Source organism: Pseudomonas sp., from assembly GCF_030684895.1.
Taxonomy (GTDB): domain Bacteria; phylum Pseudomonadota; class Gammaproteobacteria; order Pseudomonadales; family Pseudomonadaceae; genus Aquipseudomonas.
Map to the genome: position 1 here is coordinate 26,324 of NZ_JAUXXP010000024.1, position 23,912 is coordinate 50,235.

Annotated in this window: 25 protein-coding genes and 1 tRNA gene; 11 read left to right on the forward strand and 15 right to left on the reverse strand. The window is 59.1% G+C overall.

What is annotated here, in order from left to right; genetic code table 11:
• Positions 1-2: 2 nt before the first annotated feature.
• From hflD to Q8M42_RS04870, 4 genes are all read right to left on the reverse strand, one after another.
• A complete protein-coding gene (hflD, locus tag Q8M42_RS04855; RefSeq protein ID WP_304866803.1) occupies positions 3-623 on the reverse strand; it encodes a high frequency lysogenization protein HflD in 621 nt (206 codons plus the stop codon).
• On the reverse strand, positions 620-1,738 hold the full coding sequence (gene mnmA, locus Q8M42_RS04860) for a tRNA 2-thiouridine(34) synthase MnmA (RefSeq protein WP_304866805.1): 1,119 nt from the start codon (positions 1,736-1,738) through the stop codon (positions 620-622). Before mnmA ends, hflD begins: the two co-directional genes overlap by 4 nt.
• 60 nt (positions 1,739-1,798) lie before the next feature.
• Positions 1,799-2,239: an NUDIX hydrolase gene (locus Q8M42_RS04865; RefSeq protein ID WP_304866807.1), complete on the reverse strand. Its 441-nt coding sequence runs from the start codon at positions 2,237-2,239 to the stop codon at positions 1,799-1,801.
• Positions 2,240-2,364: 125 nt separating this feature from the next.
• Complete coding sequence (locus Q8M42_RS04870) at positions 2,365-4,590, reverse strand: NADP-dependent isocitrate dehydrogenase (RefSeq protein WP_304866809.1); 2,226 nt, start codon at positions 4,588-4,590, stop codon at positions 2,365-2,367.
• 362 nt (positions 4,591-4,952) lie between these two features.
• Between Q8M42_RS04870 and icd the strand changes: the two genes are divergently transcribed.
• Entirely contained in the window at positions 4,953-6,209 is a 1,257-nt protein-coding gene (gene icd, locus Q8M42_RS04875) for an NADP-dependent isocitrate dehydrogenase (RefSeq protein ID WP_304866812.1), read from the forward strand.
• Positions 6,210-6,287: 78 nt separating this feature from the next.
• On the opposite strand, the gene cspD is transcribed toward icd, so the two are convergent.
• Positions 6,288-6,551: a cold shock domain-containing protein CspD gene (gene cspD / locus Q8M42_RS04880; protein WP_304866815.1), complete on the reverse strand. Its 264-nt coding sequence runs from the start codon at positions 6,549-6,551 to the stop codon at positions 6,288-6,290.
• A gap of 228 nt (positions 6,552-6,779) precedes the next feature.
• Between cspD and clpS the strand changes: the two genes are divergently transcribed.
• On the forward strand, positions 6,780-7,142 hold the full coding sequence (gene clpS / locus Q8M42_RS04885; RefSeq protein WP_304866818.1) for an ATP-dependent Clp protease adapter ClpS: 363 nt from the start codon (positions 6,780-6,782) through the stop codon (positions 7,140-7,142).
• 29 nt (positions 7,143-7,171) lie between these two features.
• Entirely contained in the window at positions 7,172-9,442 is a 2,271-nt protein-coding gene (gene clpA, locus Q8M42_RS04890; protein WP_304866821.1) for an ATP-dependent Clp protease ATP-binding subunit ClpA, read from the forward strand.
• A gap of 100 nt (positions 9,443-9,542) precedes the next feature.
• On the opposite strand, the gene infA is transcribed toward clpA, so the two are convergent.
• The 4 genes from infA to trxB all read right to left on the reverse strand — a co-directional run bounded on the left by infA (position 9,543) and on the right by trxB (position 12,316).
• Entirely contained in the window at positions 9,543-9,761 is a 219-nt protein-coding gene (gene infA, locus Q8M42_RS04895) for a translation initiation factor IF-1 (protein WP_002553999.1), read from the reverse strand.
• Between the two features lie 100 nt (positions 9,762-9,861).
• Positions 9,862-10,569: an arginyltransferase gene (locus tag Q8M42_RS04900; protein WP_304866823.1), complete on the reverse strand. Its 708-nt coding sequence runs from the start codon at positions 10,567-10,569 to the stop codon at positions 9,862-9,864.
• A 55-nt stretch (positions 10,570-10,624) separates the two neighbouring features.
• Positions 10,625-11,305 (reverse strand): leucyl/phenylalanyl-tRNA--protein transferase, encoded by a 681-nt coding sequence (gene aat / locus Q8M42_RS04905; RefSeq protein WP_304866826.1) that lies wholly within the window; start codon positions 11,303-11,305, stop codon positions 10,625-10,627.
• A gap of 60 nt (positions 11,306-11,365) precedes the next feature.
• Complete coding sequence (gene trxB / locus Q8M42_RS04910) at positions 11,366-12,316, reverse strand: thioredoxin-disulfide reductase (RefSeq protein ID WP_170049957.1); 951 nt, start codon at positions 12,314-12,316, stop codon at positions 11,366-11,368.
• Between the two features lie 230 nt (positions 12,317-12,546).
• Between trxB and ftsK the strand changes: the two genes are divergently transcribed.
• The 6 genes from ftsK (at position 12,547) to cysG (ending at position 20,200) form a co-directional block, all read left to right on the forward strand.
• Entirely contained in the window at positions 12,547-14,949 is a 2,403-nt protein-coding gene (gene ftsK / locus Q8M42_RS04915) for a DNA translocase FtsK (RefSeq protein WP_304866832.1), read from the forward strand.
• A 26-nt stretch (positions 14,950-14,975) separates the two neighbouring features.
• The gene (gene lolA, locus Q8M42_RS04920; protein ID WP_304866835.1) at positions 14,976-15,602 is read left to right on the forward strand and encodes an outer membrane lipoprotein chaperone LolA; all 627 of its coding nucleotides are present in this window, start codon (positions 14,976-14,978) and stop codon (positions 15,600-15,602) included.
• 33 nt (positions 15,603-15,635) lie between these two features.
• Positions 15,636-16,961, forward strand: a complete 1,326-nt coding sequence (locus Q8M42_RS04925) for a replication-associated recombination protein A (protein ID WP_304866838.1) — start codon at positions 15,636-15,638, stop codon at positions 16,959-16,961.
• Complete coding sequence (gene crcB / locus Q8M42_RS04930) at positions 16,958-17,338, forward strand: fluoride efflux transporter CrcB (RefSeq protein WP_304866840.1); 381 nt, start codon at positions 16,958-16,960, stop codon at positions 17,336-17,338. The genes Q8M42_RS04925 and crcB overlap by 4 nt, the downstream gene beginning before the upstream one ends.
• A gap of 114 nt (positions 17,339-17,452) precedes the next feature.
• A complete protein-coding gene (serS, locus tag Q8M42_RS04935; RefSeq protein WP_304866843.1) occupies positions 17,453-18,733 on the forward strand; it encodes a serine--tRNA ligase in 1,281 nt (426 codons plus the stop codon).
• A 72-nt stretch (positions 18,734-18,805) separates the two neighbouring features.
• Complete coding sequence (cysG, locus tag Q8M42_RS04940; protein WP_304866845.1) at positions 18,806-20,200, forward strand: siroheme synthase CysG; 1,395 nt, start codon at positions 18,806-18,808, stop codon at positions 20,198-20,200.
• Here the strand turns inward: cysG and Q8M42_RS04945 are convergent.
• The 6 genes from Q8M42_RS04945 to Q8M42_RS04970 all read right to left on the reverse strand — a co-directional run bounded on the left by Q8M42_RS04945 (position 20,185) and on the right by Q8M42_RS04970 (position 23,340).
• Positions 20,185-21,171 carry a glycosyl transferase family protein gene (locus Q8M42_RS04945; protein WP_304866848.1) on the reverse strand — a complete coding sequence of 329 codons (987 nt, stop codon included), beginning with the start codon at positions 21,169-21,171 and terminating at the stop codon, positions 20,185-20,187. The two genes, cysG and Q8M42_RS04945, sit on opposite strands and share 16 nt — an antisense overlap.
• Complete coding sequence (locus Q8M42_RS04950) at positions 21,168-21,503, reverse strand: TusE/DsrC/DsvC family sulfur relay protein (protein WP_304866851.1); 336 nt, start codon at positions 21,501-21,503, stop codon at positions 21,168-21,170. Before Q8M42_RS04950 ends, Q8M42_RS04945 begins: the two co-directional genes overlap by 4 nt.
• Complete coding sequence (tusB, locus tag Q8M42_RS04955) at positions 21,500-21,799, reverse strand: sulfurtransferase complex subunit TusB (protein WP_304866853.1); 300 nt, start codon at positions 21,797-21,799, stop codon at positions 21,500-21,502. The genes Q8M42_RS04950 and tusB overlap by 4 nt, the downstream gene beginning before the upstream one ends.
• Positions 21,799-22,158: a sulfurtransferase complex subunit TusC gene (tusC, locus tag Q8M42_RS04960; RefSeq protein WP_304866856.1), complete on the reverse strand. Its 360-nt coding sequence runs from the start codon at positions 22,156-22,158 to the stop codon at positions 21,799-21,801. Before tusC ends, tusB begins: the two co-directional genes overlap by 1 nt.
• A 1-nt stretch (position 22,159) precedes the next feature.
• A complete protein-coding gene (gene tusD / locus Q8M42_RS04965) occupies positions 22,160-22,552 on the reverse strand; it encodes a sulfurtransferase complex subunit TusD (protein ID WP_304866858.1) in 393 nt (130 codons plus the stop codon).
• 119 nt (positions 22,553-22,671) lie between these two features.
• The gene (locus Q8M42_RS04970; RefSeq protein WP_304866861.1) at positions 22,672-23,340 is read right to left on the reverse strand and encodes a Bax inhibitor-1/YccA family protein; all 669 of its coding nucleotides are present in this window, start codon (positions 23,338-23,340) and stop codon (positions 22,672-22,674) included.
• A 132-nt stretch (positions 23,341-23,472) separates the two neighbouring features.
• Between Q8M42_RS04970 and Q8M42_RS04975 the strand changes: the two genes are divergently transcribed.
• Together Q8M42_RS04975 and Q8M42_RS04980 are read left to right on the forward strand one after the other, a co-directional pair.
• A tRNA-Ser gene (locus Q8M42_RS04975) sits at positions 23,473-23,562 on the forward strand.
• Between the two features lie 140 nt (positions 23,563-23,702).
• Positions 23,703-23,912: response regulator (locus Q8M42_RS04980; protein ID WP_305283589.1), on the forward strand; the 210-nt coding region annotated here is incomplete at its 3' end.

The window sequence follows — 23,912 nt, forward strand, 5'->3', positions numbered from 1 at the left end:
GTTCACGTACGCAGCAGCGGGTAGAGTTCCTTGAGCAACTTGCTGCGGCTGAACACCATCTGCCAGCGATGGCCGCCCAGTTGCCGCCAAAGGCGCGCGGAACGAATGCCGGCGAGCAGCAGTGCACGAATCTTCGCGGCATTGTTGGTCTGTTGCAGGTGACGCATGTCGCCTTGCACCTGAATACGCTGGCGGAAGGTGCTGATGGTGTCCTGATACAGGCTGGCGCAGTTGGCAATAACGTTTTCATGGGTCGGGCCGAAGTGCTCGACCTGTTGCTGCACCTGATCGAGGCGGCTGCCCATGACGTGCAGCATGTCACCACGCTTATCCAGCTGCCGCTCCAGCGCCAGTAGAGCCAGGGCATAACGCAGCGGATCACGCTGCAGGCTGGCCGGGTCACGTTCCAGAGCACTGACCAGGGCTCGGTAGCCGTCGCGCAGGTTAAGGTCATCGCCGCCGTATACGTCCAGCGTGTCCTTTGGGTCGCGCACCAGCAGGCTGTTGATCATGCAGGCTACGGCCGGCTCGCCGACCTGGCCAGTGCGCGCCAGCTTGTCGACCAATACCGCCGATTCGAATACTGCGCCGAGGGCGATCAGTTGCTCGCGGATAGGATTCACGCCGTTTGCTCCCGCACAGTCCAGGGTTCAGCGGTTTCAATCACGCCGCCACCCAGGCAGATGTCACCGTCGTAGAACACCACGGACTGGCCCGGAGTCACTGCGCGCTGCGGCTCGTTGAATACGGCGCGGTAGCCGCTGGCGGTTTTCTCCAGCGTGCAGGCCTGATCGCTCTGGCGATAGCGCACCTTGGCACTCAGCTCACGCGGCGCGCTCAGATCGATTGGGTTTACCCAGTAAATCTCCGAGGCGAGCAGGGCGCGGCTAAACAGCCATGGGTGCTCATTACCCTGACCAACAATCAATACATTGCGGGTCAGGTCCTTATGCAGAACGTACCAAGGCTCGTCGCTGGCATCTTTCAATCCGCCGATGCCAAGCCCCTGGCGCTGGCCAATGGTGTGGTACATCAGGCCGTGGTGACGGCCGATGACGTCGCCTTCGGTGGTTTCGATATTGCCGGGCTGGGCCGGCAGGTACTGCTTAAGAAAATCGCTGAAACGCCGCTCACCGATAAAGCAGATACCAGTGGAATCCTTCTTCTTCGCCGTGGCCAATGCGTACTTCTCGGCAATCGCGCGTACTGCTGGCTTTTCCAGCTCGCCGACCGGGAACAGCGTTTTGGCGATCTGCTCACCGCCCACCGCATGTAGGAAGTAGCTCTGATCCTTGTTCGGGTCGAGGCCCTTGAGCAGCTCGGTGCGCCCGTCGATATCGCGGCGGCGCACGTAGTGGCCGGTGGCAATCAGATCGGCACCGAGCATCAGGGCGTAATCAAGGAAGGCTTTGAACTTGATCTCGCGGTTGCACAGGATGTCCGGATTCGGTGTGCGCCCGGCCTTGTATTCAGCGAGGAAGTGCTCGAACACGTTGTCCCAGTATTCGGCGGCAAAGTTGGCGGTGTGCAGCTTGATGCCAATCTTGTCGCATACGGCCTGAGCATCGGCCAGGTCATCCATGGCGGTGCAGTATTCGGTGCCGTCGTCCTCGTCCCAGTTCTTCATAAACAGGCCTTCGACCTGATAGCCCTGTTCGAGCAGCAGCAGGGCGGAAACGGAGGAATCGACGCCGCCGGACATGCCGACGATTACGCGCTGAGTAGTTGGATCTGGCATGGGGATACTGGGCACGGGCTTAAAAAGAGGGCGATTCTAGCAGGCGCAGAGCTGTGGCCGTTAATCGCGGATCAGGCTCAGGGGGAAACACTGGCCGTTCAGGTAGTCATCAATGCAGCGCAATACCAATTCGCTGCGCCAGCGCTCGGGTTGCGCTGCCAGCTCGTCACGGCTTAGCCAGCGCGGGCCGATGATGCCGTCATCCAGCGGATGATTGGGTCGCTGCTGCAGGGGTTTGGCGGCAAAGCACACGCGCTGGTAGGTGATGCCGTTGCTGGGCGCGGTGTACAGGTAAATGCCGGTTACGCCGGTCAGTTCGACATCCCAGCCGGTCTCTTCGAGGGTTTCGCGCAGCGCGGCCTGCAGCAAGCTTTCGTTGGCTTCCAGGTGGCCGGCAGGCTGGTTAAATACGGCGCGGCCTTCGGCCATTTCTTCGACTAACAGAAAACGGCCCTGGTCTTCGATGACCGTGGCCACGGTGATGTGCGGCTGCCACTGCATGAAAATGCTACCCGTTATGAGAAAAGGCGATCTTATCCTGATTCTCTCGGCCCTGAATGCACAAACCCCGGCACTGGGCCGGGGTTTGTGCTGTTGCAGCGCCCGTGGGCGCTGGGCGTGATGCCTTAGTTCAGAGCGGCGAGCGCAGCATTGAAGGTCGCGCTTGGGCGCATAACCTGGCTGGTCAGCTGCGGGTTGGAGCGGTAGTAGCCACCGATGTCCACGGGCTTACCCTGCACGGCGCTGAGTTCGGCAACGATGGTTGCTTCATTCTCGGTCAGGGTTTTAGCCAGTGGCGCGAACTGCGCTTTCAACTCGGCATCATCGTTCTGCGCGGCCAGTTCCTGGGCCCAGTACAGCGCCAGGTAGAAATGGCTACCACGGTTGTCCAACTCGCCGGTTTTGCGCGATGGCGACTTATTGTTGTCCAGCAACTTGCCGGTGGCCGCATCGAGGGTGGTGCCCAGCAGTTTGGCTTTCGGGTTGTTGGTCTTGATCCCGGTTTCTTCCAGGGAAACCGCCAGGGCCAGGAACTCGCCGAGCGAATCCCAGCGCAGGTGGTTTTCCTCGATCAGCTGCTGCACGTGCTTGGGCGCCGAGCCGCCAGCGCCGGTTTCGTACATGCCACCACCGGCCATCAACGGCACGATGGAGAGCATCTTGGCCGAGGTGCCCAGCTCCATGATCGGGAACAGGTCGGTCAGGTAGTCGCGCAGTACGTTGCCGGTCACCGAAATGGTGTCCTGGCCACGAATCAGGCGCTCCATGCTTACGCGAATGGCCTGGTTGTAGTCCATAACGCGGATGTCCAGGCCGGTCAGGTCGTGTTCCTGCAGGTAGGCTTCAACTTTCTTCTGCAGTTCGCGGTCGTGGGCGCGTTCTGGGTCGAGCCAGAAAATTGCCGGGGTATTGGACTGACGAGCGCGGGTCACGGCCAGCTTGACCCAATCGCGGATCGGCGCATCTTTGGTCTGGCAAGCGCGCCAGATGTCACCGGCTTCGACTTCATGCTGCATCAGCACGCTGCCGTCGGCTGCGACGACGCGCATGATGCCGTTTTCGGTCAACTCGAAGGTCTTGTCGTGGGAGCCGTATTCTTCGGCCTTCTGCGCCATCAGACCGACGTTCGGTACGCTGCCCATGGTGGTTGGGTCGAACGCGCCGTTGGTTTTGCAGAAGTTGATCATTTCCTGGTAGATGCGGGCGTAAGTGCTTTCCGGCATCACCGCTTTGGTGTCTTTGAGCTTGCCGTCCTTGCCCCACATTTGCCCGGAGCTGCGAATCATCGCGGGCATCGAGGCGTCGACGATTACGTCGCTGGGGATATGCAGGTTGGTGACGCCCTTAACCGAGTCGACCATGGCCATTTCTGGGCGATGGCTGTAGCAGGCGTGGATATCGTCGAGGATTTCTTCCTGGCGCGAGGCGGGCAGGGACTTGATCTTGTCGTAGACGCTGCTGATGCCGTTGTTCGGGTTGACCCCCAGTTCTTTGAACAGCTCGCCGTATTTGTCGAACACGTCCTTGTAATAGACGCTGACAGCGTGACCGAAGACGATCGGGTGGGAAACCTTCATCATGGTCGCCTTGACGTGCAGGGACCACATCACGCCGGTTTCCTTGCAGTCCTGCAGGGTCTTCTCGAAGAACTCACGCAGCTTGCGGCAACTCATAAACATGCTATCGAAGACTTCGCCTTCCTGCAGGGCGAGTTGCTTCTTGACCACGACCTGACCGTTCTTGCTGACGAACTCGATGCGTACATCACCGGCCTTGGCCATGGTGATCGACTGTTCGCTGGAGAAGAAATCGCCGCCACGCATGTAGTCGGCGTGGGATTGCGAGGCCATGCTCCACTTGCCCATGGAGTGCGGATGCTTGCGCACAAAGGCTTTAACCGCTGCAGGTGCGCGACGGTCGGAGTTACCTTCACGCAACACCGGGTTGACCGCACTGCCAAGCACTTTGCTGTAGCGGGCGCTGGCTTCTTTCTCAGCGTCCGTTTGCGGGTCTTCCGGGAAATTCGGGATGTTGTAGCCCTGGGCCTGCAGCTCGGCGATTGCGCCTTTGAGCTGCGGCACCGAGGCGCTGATGTTTGGCAGTTTGATGATGTTGGCGTCTGGTGAGGTGGCCAGTACGGCCAGCTTGGCGAGGTCGTCGTCGACCTGCTTGTTGGCATCCAACTGCTCGGCAAAGCTTGCAAGGATGCGCCCTGCAAGAGAGATGTCGCGTGTTTCGACGGCAATCTCAGCAGAGGCTGCGAAGGCTTCTACAATAGGCAGAAGCGAATAAGTCGCAAGGGCTGGGGCTTCGTCGGTGAAGGTATAGATGATCTTCGAAGGGGTGGACATTCTGAGTTAACTCTCTTCTTTGCTGAGCGTGCACAGGCACTCGACATGCGCAGGTAAGCGCCGAGGCCCATGCGAACGAGCCAGAAGTCGAGGTCTTGCCGCGGTGATGTTGGATGCACCAGTAGAGTGTTGAGCGTTTCGAGCCGTTGAATCGCTGTAGCAGTTCGACGGATTCAAGAGGCGGACAACCTGTTTGAACGATCCGCGCCTTATGACCTGTTAGTCATCGGTGAAGTATACCACCGCGCTAACGCGTCGCAGAATGCCTTGGCGCATAAGACCAACGAACATATGGTTTCGCCCGATTCAAGTGGGTTACTCTGGGGCGATATGACTGTTTTAACCACAAGACGGAGTCCAGCATGGGATACCAAAAGATCCAGGTGCCTGCCACCGGTGACAAAATCACCGTCAATGCCGATACATCCCTGAACGTACCGAATAATCCAATCATTCCCTTTATCGAAGGTGATGGTATCGGTGTCGATATCAGCCCGGTGATGATCAAAGTCGTTGATGCGGCCGTACAGAAAGCCTACGGCGGCGAACGCAAGATCTCCTGGATGGAAGTTTACGCAGGCGAGAAAGCCACTCAGGTTTACGATCAGGACACCTGGCTGCCTCAGGAAACCCTGGATGCGGTCAAAGATTATGTCGTATCCATCAAGGGCCCGCTGACCACGCCAGTCGGTGGCGGCATCCGCTCCCTCAACGTTGCCCTGCGTCAGCAACTTGACCTGTACGTCTGTCTGCGCCCGGTGCGCTGGTTTGAAGGCGTGCCAAGCCCGGTGAAGAAGCCAGGTGATGTCGACATGACGATCTTCCGTGAGAACTCGGAAGACATCTACGCCGGTATTGAGTGGAAAGCGGGCTCGCCGGAAGCGACCAAGGTCATCAAGTTCCTCAAAGAGGAAATGGGTGTGACCAAGATTCGCTTTGACCAGGACTGCGGTATCGGCGTTAAGCCGGTTTCCAAAGAAGGTACCAAGCGTCTGGCACGTAAAGCGCTGCAGTACGTAGTCGATAACGACCGCGACTCGCTGACCATCGTGCACAAAGGCAACATCATGAAGTTCACCGAAGGTGCCTTCAAAGAGTGGGCCTACGAAATTGCTGCTGAAGAATTCGGCGCAACCCTGCTTGATGGCGGTCCTTGGATGCAGTTCAAGAACCCGAAAACCGGCAAGAACGTCATCGTCAAAGACGCCATCGCCGATGCCATGCTGCAGCAGATCCTGCTGCGTCCGGCCGAGTACGACGTAATCGCCACCCTTAACCTCAACGGTGACTACCTGTCCGACGCCCTGGCGGCTGAAGTGGGTGGTATTGGTATCGCCCCGGGTGCCAACCTGTCCGACACCGTTGCCATGTTCGAGGCTACCCACGGTACGGCACCGAAGTACGCCGGCAAGGACCAAGTGAACCCAGGTTCACTGATCCTCTCCGCGGAAATGATGCTGCGCCACATGGGTTGGATCGAAGCGGCTGACCTGATCATCAAGGGCACCAACGGCGCTATCTCGGCCAAGACAGTGACCTATGACTTCGAGCGTCTGATGGACGGTGCCAAGCTGCTGTCTTGCTCGGCATTCGGTGATGCACTGATTTCGCACATGTAAGCAAATCAGCCGTATAAAGAAAGGCCGGTCATATGACCGGCCTTTTTTGTGGGCGATTAACTGCCCAGGTGACTCTAATCAGACTTCAACCGTTGAGCCCTGGTGTTGCTTGACAGCGGCGGGCGCTTCACTTGCGGCATTAGCCGCACTGATGTTTACGGCGTGGAGTCCTTTTGGACCTTGAATAATATCGAAGCTTACCGGCTGGCCAGCCTTCAGCGTTTTATAGCCGTCCATCTGGATAGCCGAGTAGTGGGCGAACAGGTCCTCATCTCGACCATCGGCCAGGATGAACCCATAGCCTTTGGCGTTGTTGAACCACTTGACCTTACCGCTAACCATGCTGATATCCCTCTGCAAAGGACTCCATCACTGGAGTATCATCCACTTCAATTCCACGCTCTGCTTGACGTGAGTCGGCAAAGCTGTGAAACCCCTTAATACCCACGCTGGGTATTCATTGTTTGTAACACCGTTTTGCCGATAGTCAAGGCAATGCTGTAACTGGCTGAGAAGCCGTTCAAACTCTGTCTAGCACAGACTATTCGCCCATCAACGAAGCTATTCAGCATGCATGCACGTAGCCAGATTCGACTAACATTCAATCAGGATCGCCCCGCAGAGCATGAGGACGATTCCTTCGGCTTAGCCGTTCAGGAATCCAAGCCCGCTCTGCAGGCGCCTCCTATGTATAAAGTGATTTTGTTTAATGACGACTACACGCCCATGGATTTTGTGGTCGAGATTCTCGAGGTGTTTTTCAACCTGAATCGAGAGATGGCGACCAAAGTCATGCTGACCGTCCATACAGAGGGACGGGCAGTGTGTGGAGTGTTTACCCGCGATATTGCTGAAACCAAAGCGACACAGGTGAATCAATATGCGAGAGAGAGCCAGCATCCGCTACTCTGTGAAATAGAGAAGGACGGTTAACGCCGGCCACTTGGGCATGAGGTGAAGCTATGTTAAATCGAGAGCTCGAAGTCACCCTCAATCTGGCTTTCAAGGAGGCTCGTACCAAACGTCATGAATTTATGACGGTTGAGCATTTATTGCTGGCCCTCCTCGATAACGAGGCCGCTGCCAGCGTGCTGCGCGCGTGCGGTGCCAATCTGGACAAGCTGCGGCATGATCTGCAGGAGTTTATCGACTCCACCACGCCGCTGATTCCGCAGCACGATGAAGAGCGCGAAACGCAGCCTACCCTGGGTTTTCAGCGCGTTCTGCAGCGCGCGGTGTTCCACGTACAGAGTTCCGGCAAGCGTGAAGTGACCGGCGCCAACGTACTGGTGGCAATTTTCAGCGAGCAGGAAAGTCAGGCCGTGTTTCTGCTCAAGCAGCAGAGCGTTGCGCGTATCGATGTGGTCAACTTTATTGCCCACGGCATCTCCAAGGTACCGGGTCATGGTGGCCATTCGGAAAGCGAACAGGAAATGCAAGACGACGAGGGCGGTGAGTCCTCCAGCTCAAGCAACCCGCTGGACGCTTATGCCAGCAACCTCAATGAACTGGCTCGCCAGGGCCGCATTGATCCGTTGGTCGGCCGTGAGTTGGAAGTCGAGCGTGTGGCGCAGATTCTCGCGCGTCGGCGCAAGAACAATCCGCTATTGGTAGGTGAGGCTGGTGTTGGTAAAACTGCCATTGCCGAAGGCCTGGCCAAGCGTATTGTCGATAACCAAGTGCCTGATCTGCTGGCGGACAGCGTTGTCTACTCCTTGGATCTCGGCGCGCTGCTGGCAGGCACCAAATACCGCGGTGATTTCGAGAAGCGCCTGAAAGCACTGCTTAATGAGCTGCGCAAACGCCCACATGCCATTTTGTTTATCGATGAAATCCACACCATCATTGGTGCCGGCGCGGCATCGGGTGGGGTCATGGATGCGTCCAACCTGCTCAAGCCCATGCTGTCTTCGGGTGAGATTCGCTGCATCGGTTCGACAACCTTCCAGGAATTTCGCGGCATCTTCGAGAAAGACCGCGCCTTGGCGCGGCGCTTCCAGAAAGTCGACGTGGTCGAGCCCTCGGTGGAAGACACCATCGGCATTCTGCGTGGCCTGAAAGGTCGCTTCGAGCAGCATCACAGCATCGAATACAGTGATGAAGCCCTGCGCGCAGCGGCGGAGTTGGCTTCGCGCTATATCAATGACCGGCATATGCCCGACAAGGCGATTGATGTAATTGATGAAGCCGGGGCCTATCAACGCTTGCAGCCTCTGGAGAAGCGCCTGACCCGTATCGACGTGGCGCAGGTCGAAGACATCGTGGCGAAAATTGCCCGTATTCCGCCAAAACACGTCAGCAGCTCTGACAAAGAACTGCTGCGCAACCTTGAGCGCGACCTGAAGCTAACCGTATTTGGCCAAGACGCTGCGATTGACTCACTTTCGACCGCGATCAAGCTGTCGCGGGCTGGGCTCAAGGCGCCTGACAAGCCGGTCGGCTCCTTCCTGTTTGCCGGCCCTACTGGGGTGGGCAAGACCGAAGCCGCTCGTCAGCTGGCCAAGGCCTTGGGTGTTGAGCTGATTCGCTTCGACATGTCTGAGTACATGGAGCGCCATACCGTGTCGCGCCTGATCGGTGCGCCACCTGGCTATGTCGGCTTTGATCAAGGTGGCCTGCTAACGGAGGCGATCACCAAAACGCCGCACTGCGTACTACTGCTCGATGAGATCGAAAAGGCTCACCCGGAAGTCTTTAACCTGCTCCTGCAGGTCATGGATCACGGCACCCTGACCGATAACAACGGCCGCAAAGCAGACTTCCGTAACGTGATCGTGATCATGACCACCAACGCTGGTGCTGAAACCGCAGCGCGGGCATCCATTGGCTTCACCCATCAGGACCACTCGTCTGATGCCATGGAAGTGATCAAGAAGAGCTTCACTCCGGAGTTCCGCAACCGCCTGGATACCATTATCCAGTTCGGCCGTCTGAGCCACGAAGTGATCAAAAGCATTGTCGATAAGTTCCTCACCGAGCTGCAGGCGCAGCTTGAGGATAAGCGCGTCACGCTGGAGGTCAGCGATGCAGCGCGTAGCTGGCTGGCAGAAAGCGGTTATGACGTGCAGATGGGCGCTCGGCCGATGGCCCGCCTGATCCAGGACAAGATCAAGCGTCCGCTGGCCGAAGAGATCCTGTTTGGCGAGCTGGCTGAGCACGGCGGCGTGGTGCATATCGATATTGACGGTGGTGAGTTGACCTTCGATTTCGAAACCACGGCAGAAATGGCCTAGGCGTAGTTTTCTTACGCGCACAAAAACGCCCGGCAATGCCGGGCGTTTTTACTGGAGCTTGGTGTAACAGATGCCGGAAAACTGAGTTTTCGCAGGCCTGTTAACGGGCGCGGTAAGTAATGCGGCCCTTGCTCAAGTCATAAGGCGTAAGTTCAACGCGAACTTTGTCGCCAGTCAGAATGCGGATGTAATTTTTGCGCATCTTTCCGGAGATGTGCGCAGTAACGACGTGCCCATTTTCCAACTCCACACGGAACATGGTGTTGGGCAGGGTGTCGACGACAGTGCCTTCCATTTCGAAGCTGTCTTCTTTCGACATGCAGTAAAGCCCTCGGTATCCAATGAATGGCCCGGTGCAACTGGCGCCAGGCAAAAGCGGCGTGCATTGTGCCCGAAATTTGGGGTTTGCGCCAAGGGCTTCAGTTAAGACTGACCCAGCGTTGATTGACGAACAGCTCTATTGGCCGGTACTGGGTCTTATAATTCATCTTGCGGCAGTTCTTGATCCAGTAACCCAGATAGACCGCATGCAGCCCCAGACGCGCCGCTTCGGCAATTTGCCAGAGGATGGCAAAGCGTCCGAGGCTGCGCCGTTCCTCGCTCGGCTCATAAAAGGTGTATACCGCGGACAGCCCATTGGGCAGCACATCGGTTACAGCAATTGCCAGCAGACGGTTGTCCTGGCGGAACTCATAGAAGCGCGAGAAGGCTAGATCACGCACCAGAAAGGTTGAAAATTGTTCGCGGTTGGGCGGGTACATATCGCCATCGGCATGCCGTTGCTCGATGTAGCGCACGTACAACGCGTAATATTCTTCGGTAAATGCCGGGCGTACCAGGCGCACCTGGATGTCCTGATTGCGCTTGAAGATGCGCCGTTGCTGGCGGTTCGGACTGAACTGCGCGGCCGGAATGCGCGCCGGAACGCAAGCGGTGCAGCGCTGGCAATGCGGGCGATAGAGGTGGTCGCCGCTGCGGCGAAAACCCATTTCCGAAAGCTCAGCATAAACATCCGCATCCATGGGCTGGCTGGGGTCGAGGAACAGGGTGGTGGCCTGCTCGTCGGGCAGATAGCTGCAAGGGTGCGGTTGAGTGGCGTAAAACTTCAGGCGGGCCAGCTCAGTCATGATCGACTCTCAGGGTCGGGCTTGAATCAAGTGTAAGCCAGGCTGGCAAACTCGCCTAGGCGACCCAGCCGGCCTGATTGGGTTGATCAAGATAAGCGCTCAGGTAGCTGGCGAACTCGCTTCGGGAAATCGTCTGCGCACCGAGGCTGAGCAGGTGTTCGGTTGGCATCTGGCAGTCGATCAGCACAAAGCCCCAGTTTTTCAAGCGTTCAACCAGCGTGACAAAACCCACCTTGGATGCATTGTCCGCGCGGCTAAACATCGACTCACCAAAGAACAGCTGACCCATGGCCAGGCCATAGAGCCCGCCAACCAGCTCGTTATCGCGCCAGACCTCAACCGAATGAGCGATACCGCGCCTGTGCAGCTCCAAGTAAGCATCCTGCATGGGGCTGGTGATCCAGGTTTCTGCTGCATAATTGCGCGGCGCGGCGCAGGCGCGGATCACGTCAGCGAAAGCCTGATCAAAGGTCACTCGATAACGGCCCTGGCGCAGCACTTTGCCAAGGCTACGCGAGACGTGCAGCTGGTCAGGCAGCAGCACGGTGCGCGGGTCCGGCGACCACCAGAGAATCGGCTGACCATCCTGAAACCAGGGGAAGCAGCCGTGGCGATAAGCCTGGATCAAACGCTCGGGGCGCAGGTCGCCACCAGCGGCCAGCAAGCCATTGGGCTCGCGCAGGGCTTTATTAAGAGGCGGGAAATCCAGTGAGTCGCGTTGCAGCCACGTCAGCATGTGCAGGGCCGGGGTTGGACGTAGGAGGGCAGGGCGGACTGTCCGTCCGCCCTGGATGGATCAATTGTCGTCGAGGAATTTCTCGACATCCAGCGCGGCCATGCAGCCAGCGCCGGCGGAGGTAATGGCCTGGCGGTAAACGTGGTCAGCCACGTCGCCTGCGGCAAATACACCTTCAATGCTGGTGGCGGTGGCATTGCCTTCATTGCCACCCTTGATCAGCAGGTAGCCGTCGCGCATTTCCAGCTGGCCGTGGAACAACTCGGTATTGGGCTTATGGCCGATAGCGATAAACACGCCAGCCAACGGCAGGTCTTTGCTCACACCACTCTGCGTATCTTTCAGGCGCGCACCGGTAACGCCCGTGTTGTCACCCAGTACTTCTTCAAGGGAGTGATTCCAGTGCAGCACCACGTTGCCGTTGGCGGCTTTGTCAAACAGCTTGTCTTGAAGAATCTTCTCGGAACGCAGCTTGTCGCGGCGATGCACCAGGTGCACTTCCTTAGCGATATTCGACAGGTACAGCGCCTCTTCAACGGCGGTATTGCCGCCGCCAATCACCGCGACTACCTGGTTGCGATAGAAGAAGCCATCGCAGGTGGCGCACGCCGATACGCCCTTGCCGGAAAATGCCTCTTCGGACGGCAGGCCCAGGTACTGCGCCGATGCGCCCGTTGCGATAATCAGTGCGTCACAGGTGTAGGTGCCGCTGTCACCTTTCAAGGTGAAAGGACGCGACTGCAACTCGGCGGTGTGGATGTGGTCGTAGACGATCTCGGTTTCAAAGCGCTCGGCATGCTTCTGCATACGCTCCATCAGTGCCGGACCAGTCAGACCTTCAACGTCGCCGGGCCAGTTGTCCACTTCGGTAGTGGTGGTCAGCTGACCGCCGGGCTGGATGCCGGTAATGATCACAGGCTTGAGGTTGGCGCGGGCAGCGTAAACGGCAGCGCTATAACCGGCAGGGCCGGAACCCAGGATGATCAAGCGTGAATGCTTGACTTCGCTCATAAAAACACCTCATAAGCCTTTGTCACAAAAGAGAATGCATGCTCCAATTGAGCCGCACGGACGATGTTGGCGGATATGCTACACCGAAGCAGGCAAAGAGCGGGAGTCAACCGCCGTAGCTGTTTATGCATACAGCTCGGTCTGGTATCGTTTGGCTAAACCCGTACAATCGCTGCATATTTTGCCGTTAACCAATTATTCGGCGCCTCTGGCGCAGGAACAGATGCGTTTTGAAGAAATCTAGCCCAACCGCACAAGCCCCTCTCTGGCGCCAGCAGCTGCCTTATCGACTCAAAGAAGGCGCTTTGATTGGCCTGGGCGCACTTTGCCTTTATCTGTGGATGGCTCTGCTGACCTACGATGCGGCCGATCCGGGCTGGACCCACACCAGCAATGTCGAGCAGGTACAGAACGCCGCCGGCCGCGCCGGCGCCTGGTTTGCCGATATTTTGTTTATGGCGCTGGGCTATTTCGCCTATTTATTCCCGCTGCTGTTGGCGGTCAAAACCCTGCAGGTGTTCCGCGCCCGCCATCAGCCATGGCAATGGAGCGGTTGGCTGTTCTCCTGGCGGCTGATTGGCCTGGTGTTTTTGGTGCTGTCCGGTGCTGCTCTGGCGTATATCCATTTTCACGCCAGCTCGAGCATGCCAGCCTCTGCCGGCGGTGCGTTGGGTGAAAGCCTGGGAGCGCTAGCGATCAATGCGCTGAATGTGCAGGGCAGTACGCTGCTGCTGATTGCATTGTTCCTGTTCGGATTGACGGTATTTACCGACCTGTCCTGGTTCAAAGTGATGGACCTGACCGGCAAGATCACCCTCGATTTGATTGAGCTGATCCAGAGCCTGGCCAACCGCTGGTGGAGTGCGCGGGTTGAGCGCAAGCAGCTGGTGGCGCAGTTGCGTGAGGTAGATGAGCGCGTCAGTGAAGTCTCCGCGCCGATCGTGCTAGATCGCCGTGAACAGGCCAAGGTCAAAGAGCGCCTGATTGAGCGCGAAGAGTCGCTGAACAAGCATATGAGCGAGCGGGTTAACCGCCCAGCCCCGGTGATCACGCCACAGGCTGCGCCGAAAGCGCCCGAGCCGAGCAAGCGCGTGCTGAAAGAGAAGCAGGTCAACCTGTTTGAAGACAGCGCTCTGGCCGGCAGCCTGCCGCCGATTTCCATCCTTGATGTGGCGGAAAAGGTTCAGAAGAAATACTCGCCTGAATACCTAGAAGCCATGTCGCGTCTGCTTGAAATCAAACTCAAGGAGTTTGGTGTCGAGGTTATCGTCGAATCGGTCCATCCGGGCCCGGTGATCACCCGTTTCGAAATTCAGCCCGCAGCTGGGGTCAAGGTCAGCCGCATTTCCGGCCTGGCCAAGGACCTCGCGCGCTCGATGGCGATCATCAGCGTGCGCGTGGTGGAAGTGATTCCGGGCAAGACCACGGTCGGTATCGAAATCCCCAACGAAGACCGGCAAATCGTGCGCTTCTCCGAAGTGCTGTCGTCGCCCGAGTACGACGAAGCCAAATCGCCCGTGACCCTGGCCCTGGGTCACGATATCGGCGGCAAGCCGGTAATCACTGACCTGGCGAAGATGCCCCACCTGCTGGTGGCAGGTACCACCGGTTCTGGTAAGTCGGTCGGGGTTAACGCCATGATTCTGTCGATTCTGTTCAAGTCCACGCCGGAAGAGGCGCGCTTGATCATGATCGACCCGAAAATGCTCGAACTGTCGATTTACGAAGGCATTCCGCACCTGCTGTGCCCGGTGGTGACCGACATGAAGGAAGCCGCCAACGCCCTGCGCTGGTCGGTGGCCGAGATGGAGCGTCGCTACAAGCTGATGTCGAAGATGGGGGTGCGCAACCTGGCCGGCTTCAACCGCAAGGTCAAAGACGCCGAAGAGGCGGGCGAACCGCTGAGCGATCCGCTGTACAAGCGCGAAAGCATGCACGACGAAGCGCCGCTGCTGAAAACCCTGCCAACCATCGTGGTGGTGGTCGACGAGTTCGCCGACATGATGATGATCGTCGGCAAGAAGGTCGAAGAGCTGATTGCACGTATTGCGCAGAAAGCCCGTGCGGCAGGGATTCACCTGATTCTCGCGACTCAGCGTCCTTCGGTGGATGTGATCACCGGCCTGATCAAGGCCAACATCCCGACCCGTATGGCATTCCAGGTATCGAGCAAGATCGACTCACGCACCATCCTTGATCAAGGCGGCGCCGAGCAGCTACTGGGCCACGGTGACATGCTCTATATGCCGCCGGGCACCGGTTTGCCGATTCGCGTGCACGGCGCCTTCGTCTCCGACGAGGAAGTACACCGTGTGGTCGAGGCCTGGAAGCAGCGCGGCACGCCTGACTATATCGATGACATCCTGGCCGGTGCTGAAGAGTCCGGTAGCGGTTTCGAGGGCGGCAGCGGCGAGGGCAGTGAAGGCAGCGAGGCCGACCCGCTTTACGACGAGGCGGTCAATTTCGTCCTGGAAAGCCGCCGCGCGTCTATCTCCGCCGTGCAGCGCAAGCTGAAAATCGGCTACAACCGCGCCGCGCGGATGATCGAGGCCATGGAAATGGCCGGCGTCGTCACCTCAATGAACACCAATGGCTCTCGCGAGGTCATAGCACCAAGCCCTGTTCGCGATTAACGCCTAGCCCGATCTTAAGGAGTCCCATGCGCCTGATTCGCATGTTGTTGCTGACCGTACTGAGTTTTACTAGCGTTGCCGCCATGGCCGACGATGAAGTTGCCGTGCAGCGCCTGACCGAGCTGCTCAACCAGGCGCAAACCATCACTGCGCGCTTTTCCCAGCTGACCCTGGACGGCAGCGGCACCCAGCTGCAGGAAACCGCGGGCCAGCTCGCACTGAAGCGCCCGGGCCTGTTCCGCTGGCACACCGATGCACCGATGGAGCAACTGTTGGTCTCCAATGGTGAAAAGGTCTGGCTGTACGACCCGGACCTGCAACAGGTGACCATTCAGACCCTCGATCAGCGCCTGACCCACACTCCGGCGCTGCTGCTGTCCGGTGATGTGTCGAAGATTCGTGAGAACTTCGAAATCAGCCACAACGAAGGCGGCAACGTGGTCGACTTCATCCTCAAGCCAAAATCCAAGGACACCCTGTTCGACAGCCTGCGCCTGTCGTTCCGCAACAAGGTGCTCAACGATATGCAGTTGATCGACAGCATCGGCCAGCGCACCAACATCCTGTTTCTCAACGTGAAAATGAATGAGCCGCAGGACGATGCGCAGTTCACCTTCGAGATTCCGGCCGGCGCGGACGTGATTCAAGAGTAGTAAGCTCAAAGCAAGAGGCGTTAAACCGCAGTCATGGATCTGTTTCGCAAGGCTCCCGTCGCTCAACCCCTGGCTGCCCGTTTGCGTGCAGCCAGCCTGGATGAGTACGTCGGCCAGGAACATTTGCTGGCCCGTGGTAAGCCCTTGCGTGAAGCGCTGGAGCAGGGTGCGCTGCACTCGATGATCTTCTGGGGCCCGCCGGGCGTCGGCAAGACCACCCTGGCGCGCTTGTTGGCCCAGGTTTCCGATGCGCATTTCGAGACAATTTCCGCTGTGCTCTCCGGGGTCAAGGAGATTCGCCAGGCTGTGGAAGTGGCGCAGCAGCATGCCGCGCAATACGGCCGCCAGACCATCCTGTTTGTCGATGAAGTGCACCGCTTCAACAAGTCGCAGCAGGATGCCTTTCTGCCGTACGTGGAAGACGGCACGCTGATCTTTATCGGCGCCACTACGGAAAACCCCTCGTTCGAGCTGAACAACGCCTTGCTCTCACGGGCTCGCGTGTACGTGCTGAAAAGTCTGGATGAAAGCGCGCTGCGCAAATTGGTCGAGCGCGCCTTGAACGACCCGAAAGGCCTGGGCGAACGCCAGCTGAGCTTGCCGGAAGAAAGCTTCAAGATCCTCCAGGCCGCCGCCGATGGCGATGGTCGGCGCCTGCTCAATTTTCTGGAAAACGCCGCGGACCTGGCCGAGGACGGCAGCGAGATCGGCAGCGAACTGCTGCTCAATCTGCTCGGCGATACCCGTCGGCGGTTTGATAAAGGCGGCGAAGCCTTTTACGACCAGATATCGGCGCTGCACAAATCCGTACGCGGCTCCAGCCCGAACGGTGCGCTGTACTGGTATGCGCGCATGCTCGATGGCGGCTGTGATCCGCTGTATATCGCCCGGCGCGTGGTGCGCATGGCCAGCGAAGATATTGGCAATGCCGACCCGCGCGCCTTGACCCTGTGCCTGAATGCCTGGGATGTGCAGGAACGCCTGGGCAGCCCCGAGGGTGAGCTGGCCGTGGCCCAGGCGATTGTCTACCTGGCCTGCGCACCGAAAAGCAATGCGGTCTACAGCGCCTTCAACGCCGCCATGCGTGATGCTGCTGAGCACGGCTCGCAGGAAGTCCCGCTGCACCTGCGCAACGCGCCAACCAAGCTGATGAAAGAACTGGGCTATGGCGACGAATACCGCTATGCCCATGATGAGCCCGATGCCTATGCGGCAGGCGAGGACTACTTTCCCGAAAGCTTCGAGCCACGCGAGTATTACCAACCGGTGCCACGTGGCCTGGAACTGAAGATTCGCGACAAGCTGCAGCATTTGAAAAACCAGGACCGAAACAGCCCTCGTCAGCGGAGAAAACCATGATTCGTGTAGCGATGGCCGTTGCCCTCGGCGGTGCCGTAGGTTCTGTACTGCGCTTTCTCACTGCAAGCTGGGTGGTTGCGCACTGGCCACGGCATTTTTACCTGGGCACCTTCACCGTCAATATCCTCGGCTGCCTGTTGATCGGTCTGTTGTCCGGCCTGTTTCTGCTGCGTAGTGATCTGCCCATCGAATTGCGTAGCGGTCTAATCATCGGCCTGCTGGGCGGTTTCACCACCTTTTCTTCATTCAGCCTTGAGTTGCTCAAGCTGTTTGAAGGCGGTCGCCACAATGAAGCCTTCGCCTACCTGTTGTGCAGCGTAATCGGTGGTGTGGCTGCGGTGTGGGGCGGTTTTGCCCTGGCGCGCCTCTACCAGTAGCCACGCAAGCTAACGTGCGGTGTGGCACCCAAGCCTGTTAAAGCCTTAAACTGCGCGGCATTGCGCGCCATGGCTACTGCCATGCAAACCCTTGTGATGTGTTGAGACCAGAACATGCTCGATTCCAAACTCGTTCGTACCCAGCTCCATGAAGTGGCCGAGCGCCTGGCCGCCCGTGGCTTTGTCCTTGATGTTGCGCGTTTCGAAGCGCTCGAAGCTCAGCGCAAGGATGTGCAGACCCGCACCGAGCAGCTGCAGGCCGAGCGTAACAGCCGCTCCAAATCTATTGGCCAGGCCAAGCAGCGCGGTGAAGACATTGCGCCGCTGCTGGCAGAAGTGGACCAGATGGGCAGCGATCTGGAGCAGGGCAAGCGTGACCTCGATAGCATCCAGAGCGAACTCGACGACCTGCTGCTGAATATCCCCAACCTGCCGCATGAGTCGGTGCCGGTCGGTGAAGACGAAGAGGGCAACGTTGAGGTTTCCCGTTGGGGCACGCCGCGCAGCTTCGATTTCCCGATTCAGGACCACGTTGCCCTGGGCGAACAGCACGGCTGGCTGGATTTCGAGACCGCCGCCAAACTGTCCGGCGCGCGCTTTGCTGTGCTGCGTGGCCCCATCGCCCGCATGCACCGCGCTCTGGCGCAATTTATGATCAACCTGCACACCGGCGAACACGGCTACGAAGAAGCCTATACGCCGTATCTGGTGCAGGCGCCGGCGCTGCAAGGCACCGGCCAGCTGCCGAAGTTCGAGGAAGACCTGTTCAAGATCAGCCGTGAAGGCGAGGCCGATCTGTACCTGATCCCGACTGCAGAAGTGTCGCTGACCAATATCGTTGCCGGCGAGATTCTCGATGCCAAGCAGCTGCCGTTGAAGCTGGTTGCACACACCCCGTGCTTCCGTAGCGAAGCCGGCGCATCTGGCCGTGATACCCGTGGCATGATCCGCCAGCACCAGTTCGACAAGGTCGAGATGGTCCAGATCGTTGAGCCGAGCAAGTCTTTCGAGGCACTGGAAAGCCTGACCGCCAACGCCGAGCGCGTGCTGCAGCTGCTTGAGCTGCCGTACCGCAAACTGGCGCTGTGCACCGGTGACATGGGCTTCGGCGCGGTAAAAACCTACGACCTGGAAGTCTGGGTGCCGAGTCAGGATAAGTACCGCGAGATTTCCTCGTGCTCCAACTGCGGCGACTTCCAGGCGCGCCGGATGCAGGCGCGCTACCGCAACCCGGAAACCGGCAAGCCCGAGCTGGTACACACCCTCAACGGCTCCGGCCTGGCGGTGGGTCGCACTCTGGTAGCCGTGCTGGAAAACTACCAGCAGGCCGATGGCAGCATCCGCGTTCCGGATGTATTGAAACCCTATATGGGCGGCATTGAAGTAATCGGCTAAGCCGGCTTCAGTTGCACGTGACGGGGCGGCTAGTGCTGCCCCGTTTTGTTTACCCGATCGAGAGCGTGCGTCATGGATTTTCTGCCCCTGTTCCACAAACTGCAGGATCGCCTGGTACTGGTGGTCGGTGGCGGCGAAGTTGCCGTGCGCAAGGCGCGCTTGCTCAGTGATGCCGGCGCGACATTGCGGGTGGTGGCGCCGGAGATTCGTGATGAACTGCGTGAGATGGCCAACGCCCGCAATGGCGAGGTGCTGCTGCGTGATTATCAGTCGGCTGATCTGCAGGGCGTGGCCTTGATCATTGCCGCCACCGATGACGAACCGCTGAATGCGCAGATTTCGGCCGAGGCCCAGGTTTTGGGTATCCCGGTCAATGTGGTGGATGCCCCGAAGCTGTGCAGCGTGATTTTCCCCGCCATCGTCGACCGCTCGCCGTTGATCGTCGCTATCACCAGTGGCGGCGACGCCCCGGTACTGGCTCGGCTGATTCGCGCCAAGATCGAAACCTGGATTCCCGCGACCTACGGCCAGTTAGCAGGCCTGGCCAAACGCTTTCGCGCCCAGGTTAAAGGGCTGTTTCCGGATGTGCAGCAGCGCCGAGTGTTCTGGGAGGATGTGTTCCAGGGCCAGGTCGCCGAAAGCGTCTTCGCCGGCAAACTGCAGGAAGGTCAGCGTCTGCTGGAAGAAAAGATTGCCGGGATTGCACCGCGCGCGCTGGGCGAGGTGTATCTGGTTGGCGCCGGGCCGGGCGATCCTGATCTGCTGACCTTCCGCGCCTTGCGCCTTATGCAGCAGGCTGATGTGGTGTTGTACGACCGCCTGGTAGCGCCGGCGATTATCGAGCTGTGCCGCCGCGATGCTGAACGTATCTATGTTGGCAAGCAGCGCGCCGAGCATGCGCTGCCGCAGGATCAAATCAATCAACGCCTGGTCAATCTGGCCAAAGAAGGTAAGCGCGTACTGCGCCTTAAGGGCGGCGATCCGTTTATTTTCGGCCGCGGCGGCGAAGAGATCGAAGAACTGGCCGCTCACGGGATTCCGTTTCAGGTGGTGCCGGGCATCACTGCGGCGTCAGGCTGCGCGGCCTATGCCGGGATTCCGCTGACCCACCGTGACCATGCGCAGTCGGTGCGCTTTGTTACCGGTCACCTGAAAGATGGCAGCAGCAATCTGCCCTGGAATGAGCTGACGGCCAGCAGTCAGACCCTGGTGTTTTATATGGGCCTGGTGGGCTTGCCGATCATCTGTCAGCAGCTGATTGCCCATGGCCGTGCCGCAACAACCCCGGCGGCATTGATCCAGCAGGGCACCACGCAGAACCAGCGGGTGTTTACCGGCACCCTGGCCAATCTGGCCGAGTTGGTGGCGGAGCATGAGGTGCATGCGCCGACCCTGGTAATCGTCGGCGAAGTGGTGCAGCTGCGGGAAAAACTGGCCTGGTTCGAAGGGGCTCAGGCCAGCGTCTGATTGCGCGCGGCCCACAGCTGCGCGGCACGCTCCAGGGCCTCTTCGCGCGGCTCACCGAGGGCGCGCAAGGCCAGGGCCATGGTGCTGATGACTGCAAGCTGACCGTAATCATCGACCACTTCACCACGCCAGAACGCTGCCAGATGAGCGGGTTGCAGTGACTCGGGTTTGACGTGGCGCAACGCCGACAGCGCCGGCCATTCTTCATCCCAGGTTTCGCCGTTAGCCGTGCCATACAGGTGGCTGGTGGCGTCCGGGTTGATCTCGATTTCGCCGCCTTCGCCCTTGATCACCACCGCGCTATCGCCGAGCAACTGGCTTGCTTCACGGTGCACCGCCTGATAACCCGGATGAAAGATGCTCTGCAGGCCGCAACGCGCGCCCAGCGGATTGAGAATGCGTGCCAGGGAATGAATGGGGGAGCGCAGGCCGAGGATATTGCGCAGGTCGATCATGCGCTGCAGTTGCGGCATCCAGTCGCCCAGCGGGATAAACGCCAGCTGCTGTTGCGCCAATGCCTGCTCGACGCCACCCCAGCTGCGGCACAGTGGAATGTGCAGGATTTCGAGTAACTGTTCGCTGTACATACGCCCGGCGGTGTGTGGGCCGCCGCCATGCAGCAGGATGCGCATACCGCTGCCCGCCAGGGCTTTGGCGGCCAGCAGGAACCAGGGCAGGTGGCGTTTCTTGCCGGCATAGCTTGGCCAGTCCAGATCGACCTGAATTGCCGGCGCCTGCAGGCGTGCACGCACAGCTTCGGCAAAGCCGGCCATTTCCTCGGCGCTTTCTTCCTTGTGCCGTAGCAGCATCAGGAATGCGCCCAACTGGCTTTCTTCGGCCTGACCGTCGAGCAGCATGCCCATGGCCTCACGGGCCTCCTCGCGAGTGAGGTTGCGTGCGCCACGCTTGCCTTTGCCCAGGGCGCGGACGAACTGGGCAAAAGGGTGTTCGGCTGGGGTAACAAGATTCATAGGCAATTGGTCGGTTTAGGCAGGCCCGCCAGCTTGGCGGCGAGTTTGGCGGGAGCACCATTGAACAGGCGATTGAGATGCAGGCTATTGCCTTTCTCGGGGCCGACTTTCACGGCAATAAACTTGATCAGCGGGCGATTGGCCGGCGACAACTGAAACTCGTCATAAAAGCTGCGCACCAGCCAGAGTATTTCCCAGTGATCGGCGCTCAGGTTGATGCCCTCACGTTGCGCCAGGGCGTGCGCGGCAGCTTCGGACCAATCCGCCAGGTCGAGCAGATAGCCGTCCTTGTCCAGTGCCAGGCTGCGGCCTTCAACATTCAATGCCGTCATAGCCAGGTGTTTACCTTGTCGTATTGGCAGCTCAGGGCCACGAAAGCGGGGTAATCGACCAGGGTGAGGCGGCTAGGGTGCGCAAGGCCGCGGGCCTGGACATCTTCATCCAGGGCATACAGCGCAATGGCCTCTGGCATCAGTTCCAACGCCTGACGCTGCGCGCTGCCGTCCTGCAAGGCGTATACGGCATCACCGCAGAGCAGCAGGGCATCCTGGCTGCCGAGAATGCGCAGGCAACTGCCCAGGCGGCTATCGGTAAAGGGCGAGTGCGAGAGTACATGCAAGGTAGCCATCAGAGCGTAATCACCTGGTCGTAACGGTCAATCAAGGCGCTTAGCCCAGCATCATCGAGACGCTCGACCGCAAGACTGCTGGGCTGATCCTGCAGGCCGCGTTCTTCCAGGCTGCGCTGGGCAACATACAGCGCCTCGACGCCAAAGATCGGCAGAGCCTGCAGATTGGCACTGAGGTCTTTCTGCTGCAGGCTGGCCGGCTGCTGTGCACTGCTCAGCTGAAATACCCCGTCATCAAGAAACAGCATGGCAACCGGTAAATCGAAGGCGCCGCCGGCCAGCGCGATATCCAGCGCTTCCCGCGCACTGGGGCCGGACCAGGGCGCCTGGCGGCTGATGATCAATAGCGACTTACTCATCTCAAGGCCCTCCAAAGCACACCAGGCGATCCGCCAGTTGCGCCGCTTCGTGCAACTGGCCCAGGCCGGAAAGCTCCCAGGGTGTATCCAGGTTGGCGGCAGTGCGCGAGTAACGCTGCGCTTCGTCGTCATTCAATACGCCACGGCGCAAGGCGGCGGCAATGCACACCACGCCATCCAGTTGCTGCGCTTGCACAAACTCACGCCATTCACGCGGCAGGTCCACTTCATCCTGCGCGCAGACCACATTGCTCGAGGCGCTGTGGACGCCGTCCTGATAGAAGAACAGCCGCACAATCTCATGCCCACCGGCCAATGCCGCCTGGGCAAAACGCAGCGCGCGGCGCGAGGAGGGCGCATGAGGAGGTGAGAACAGGGCGATGGCGAACTTCATAGCAAACCTGGCAAGCCAATTTGCCGGAATGATAAAGCCTGAGCCGCCAAGATGCGCGCCATCTATGGACGGCAGGCATAAAAAAGCCCGCCGAAGCGGGCTTTGCACAGCAACTTGAATCAGTCGTCGCTGCCCATGATGCCGAAAATCTGCAGCAGGCTGACGAACAGGTTGTAGATCGATACATACAGGCTGATGGTCGCCATGATGTAGTTGCGCTCGCCGCCATGGATGATCGCGCTGGTCTGGAACAGGATGCAGGCCGAGGAGAACAGGACGAAACCTGCGCTGATCGCCAGTTGCAGGCCGCTGATCTGGAAGAAGAAGCCGGCAACCATCGCACCGATCAGCACAAAGAAACCTGCAGTGATAAAGCCACTGAGGAAGCTCATGTCCTTGCGGGTGGTCAGCACGTAGGCCGACAGGCCGCAGAATACCAGTGCGGTCATGGTAAAGGCCGAGCTGACAACTTCAGCGCCGTTGGCCATGCCCATATAGCGGTTGAGGATTGGCCCGAGGGTGTAGCCCATAAAGCCGGTCAGGGCGAGGGTCGAAACCAGGCCCCAGGCCGAGTTACGCAGTTTGGCGGTGAGGAAGAACAGGCCGTAAAAGCCGATCAGCACCACGAAGATATTCGGATAAGGCACATTGGCGCGCTGCGCGATGTACGCCACCAGGCCGCTGAAGGCCAGGGTGATGGCCAGCAGGCCATAGGTGTTGCGCAGGACGCGGCTGACTTCTTGCTGCTCAACCTGCGTATGGTCAAGTGCATAATTGTGTTCGTTCATGGCGACACTCCTGAAATGGCTGATGGTTCCGTGACCAAGGTCAGGCCCGATAATAGCAGAGGCAGATAAAGAGCCAATACGCAGAGTTTGACAGCGTGTTGCGTTCGGGTAAGATTGCCGCCCGCGAACGCCGGAAGCGTGGCAGAGCGGTTGAATGCAACGGTCTTGAAAACCGTCGAAGGGGAAACTCTTCCGTGAGTTCGAATCTCACCGCTTCCGCCACATTCCTCTGGCCGTCATCCTTGCGCACAGCTTTATTGGCGCTTGCATTTTGACGGTTATGCGCCAAGCTGGGTTTAACAAATCTCCAGCCTTCCAACCCAACCAGCCGCTTTTAGCGGCTGATGCAAACGGGGTGTCGCTTGATCAGGGTGCTAGTTGTTGATGACCACGACCTGGTGCGTACCGGCATCACCCGTATGCTGGCTGATATCGACGGCTTGCATGTAGTGGGTCAAGCCGAGTCTGGCGAAGAATCCCTGAAGAAAGCCCGCGAACTGAAGCCCGACGTTGTCCTGATGGACATCAAGATGCCGGGCATCGGCGGCCTCGAAGCCACGCGCAAACTGATT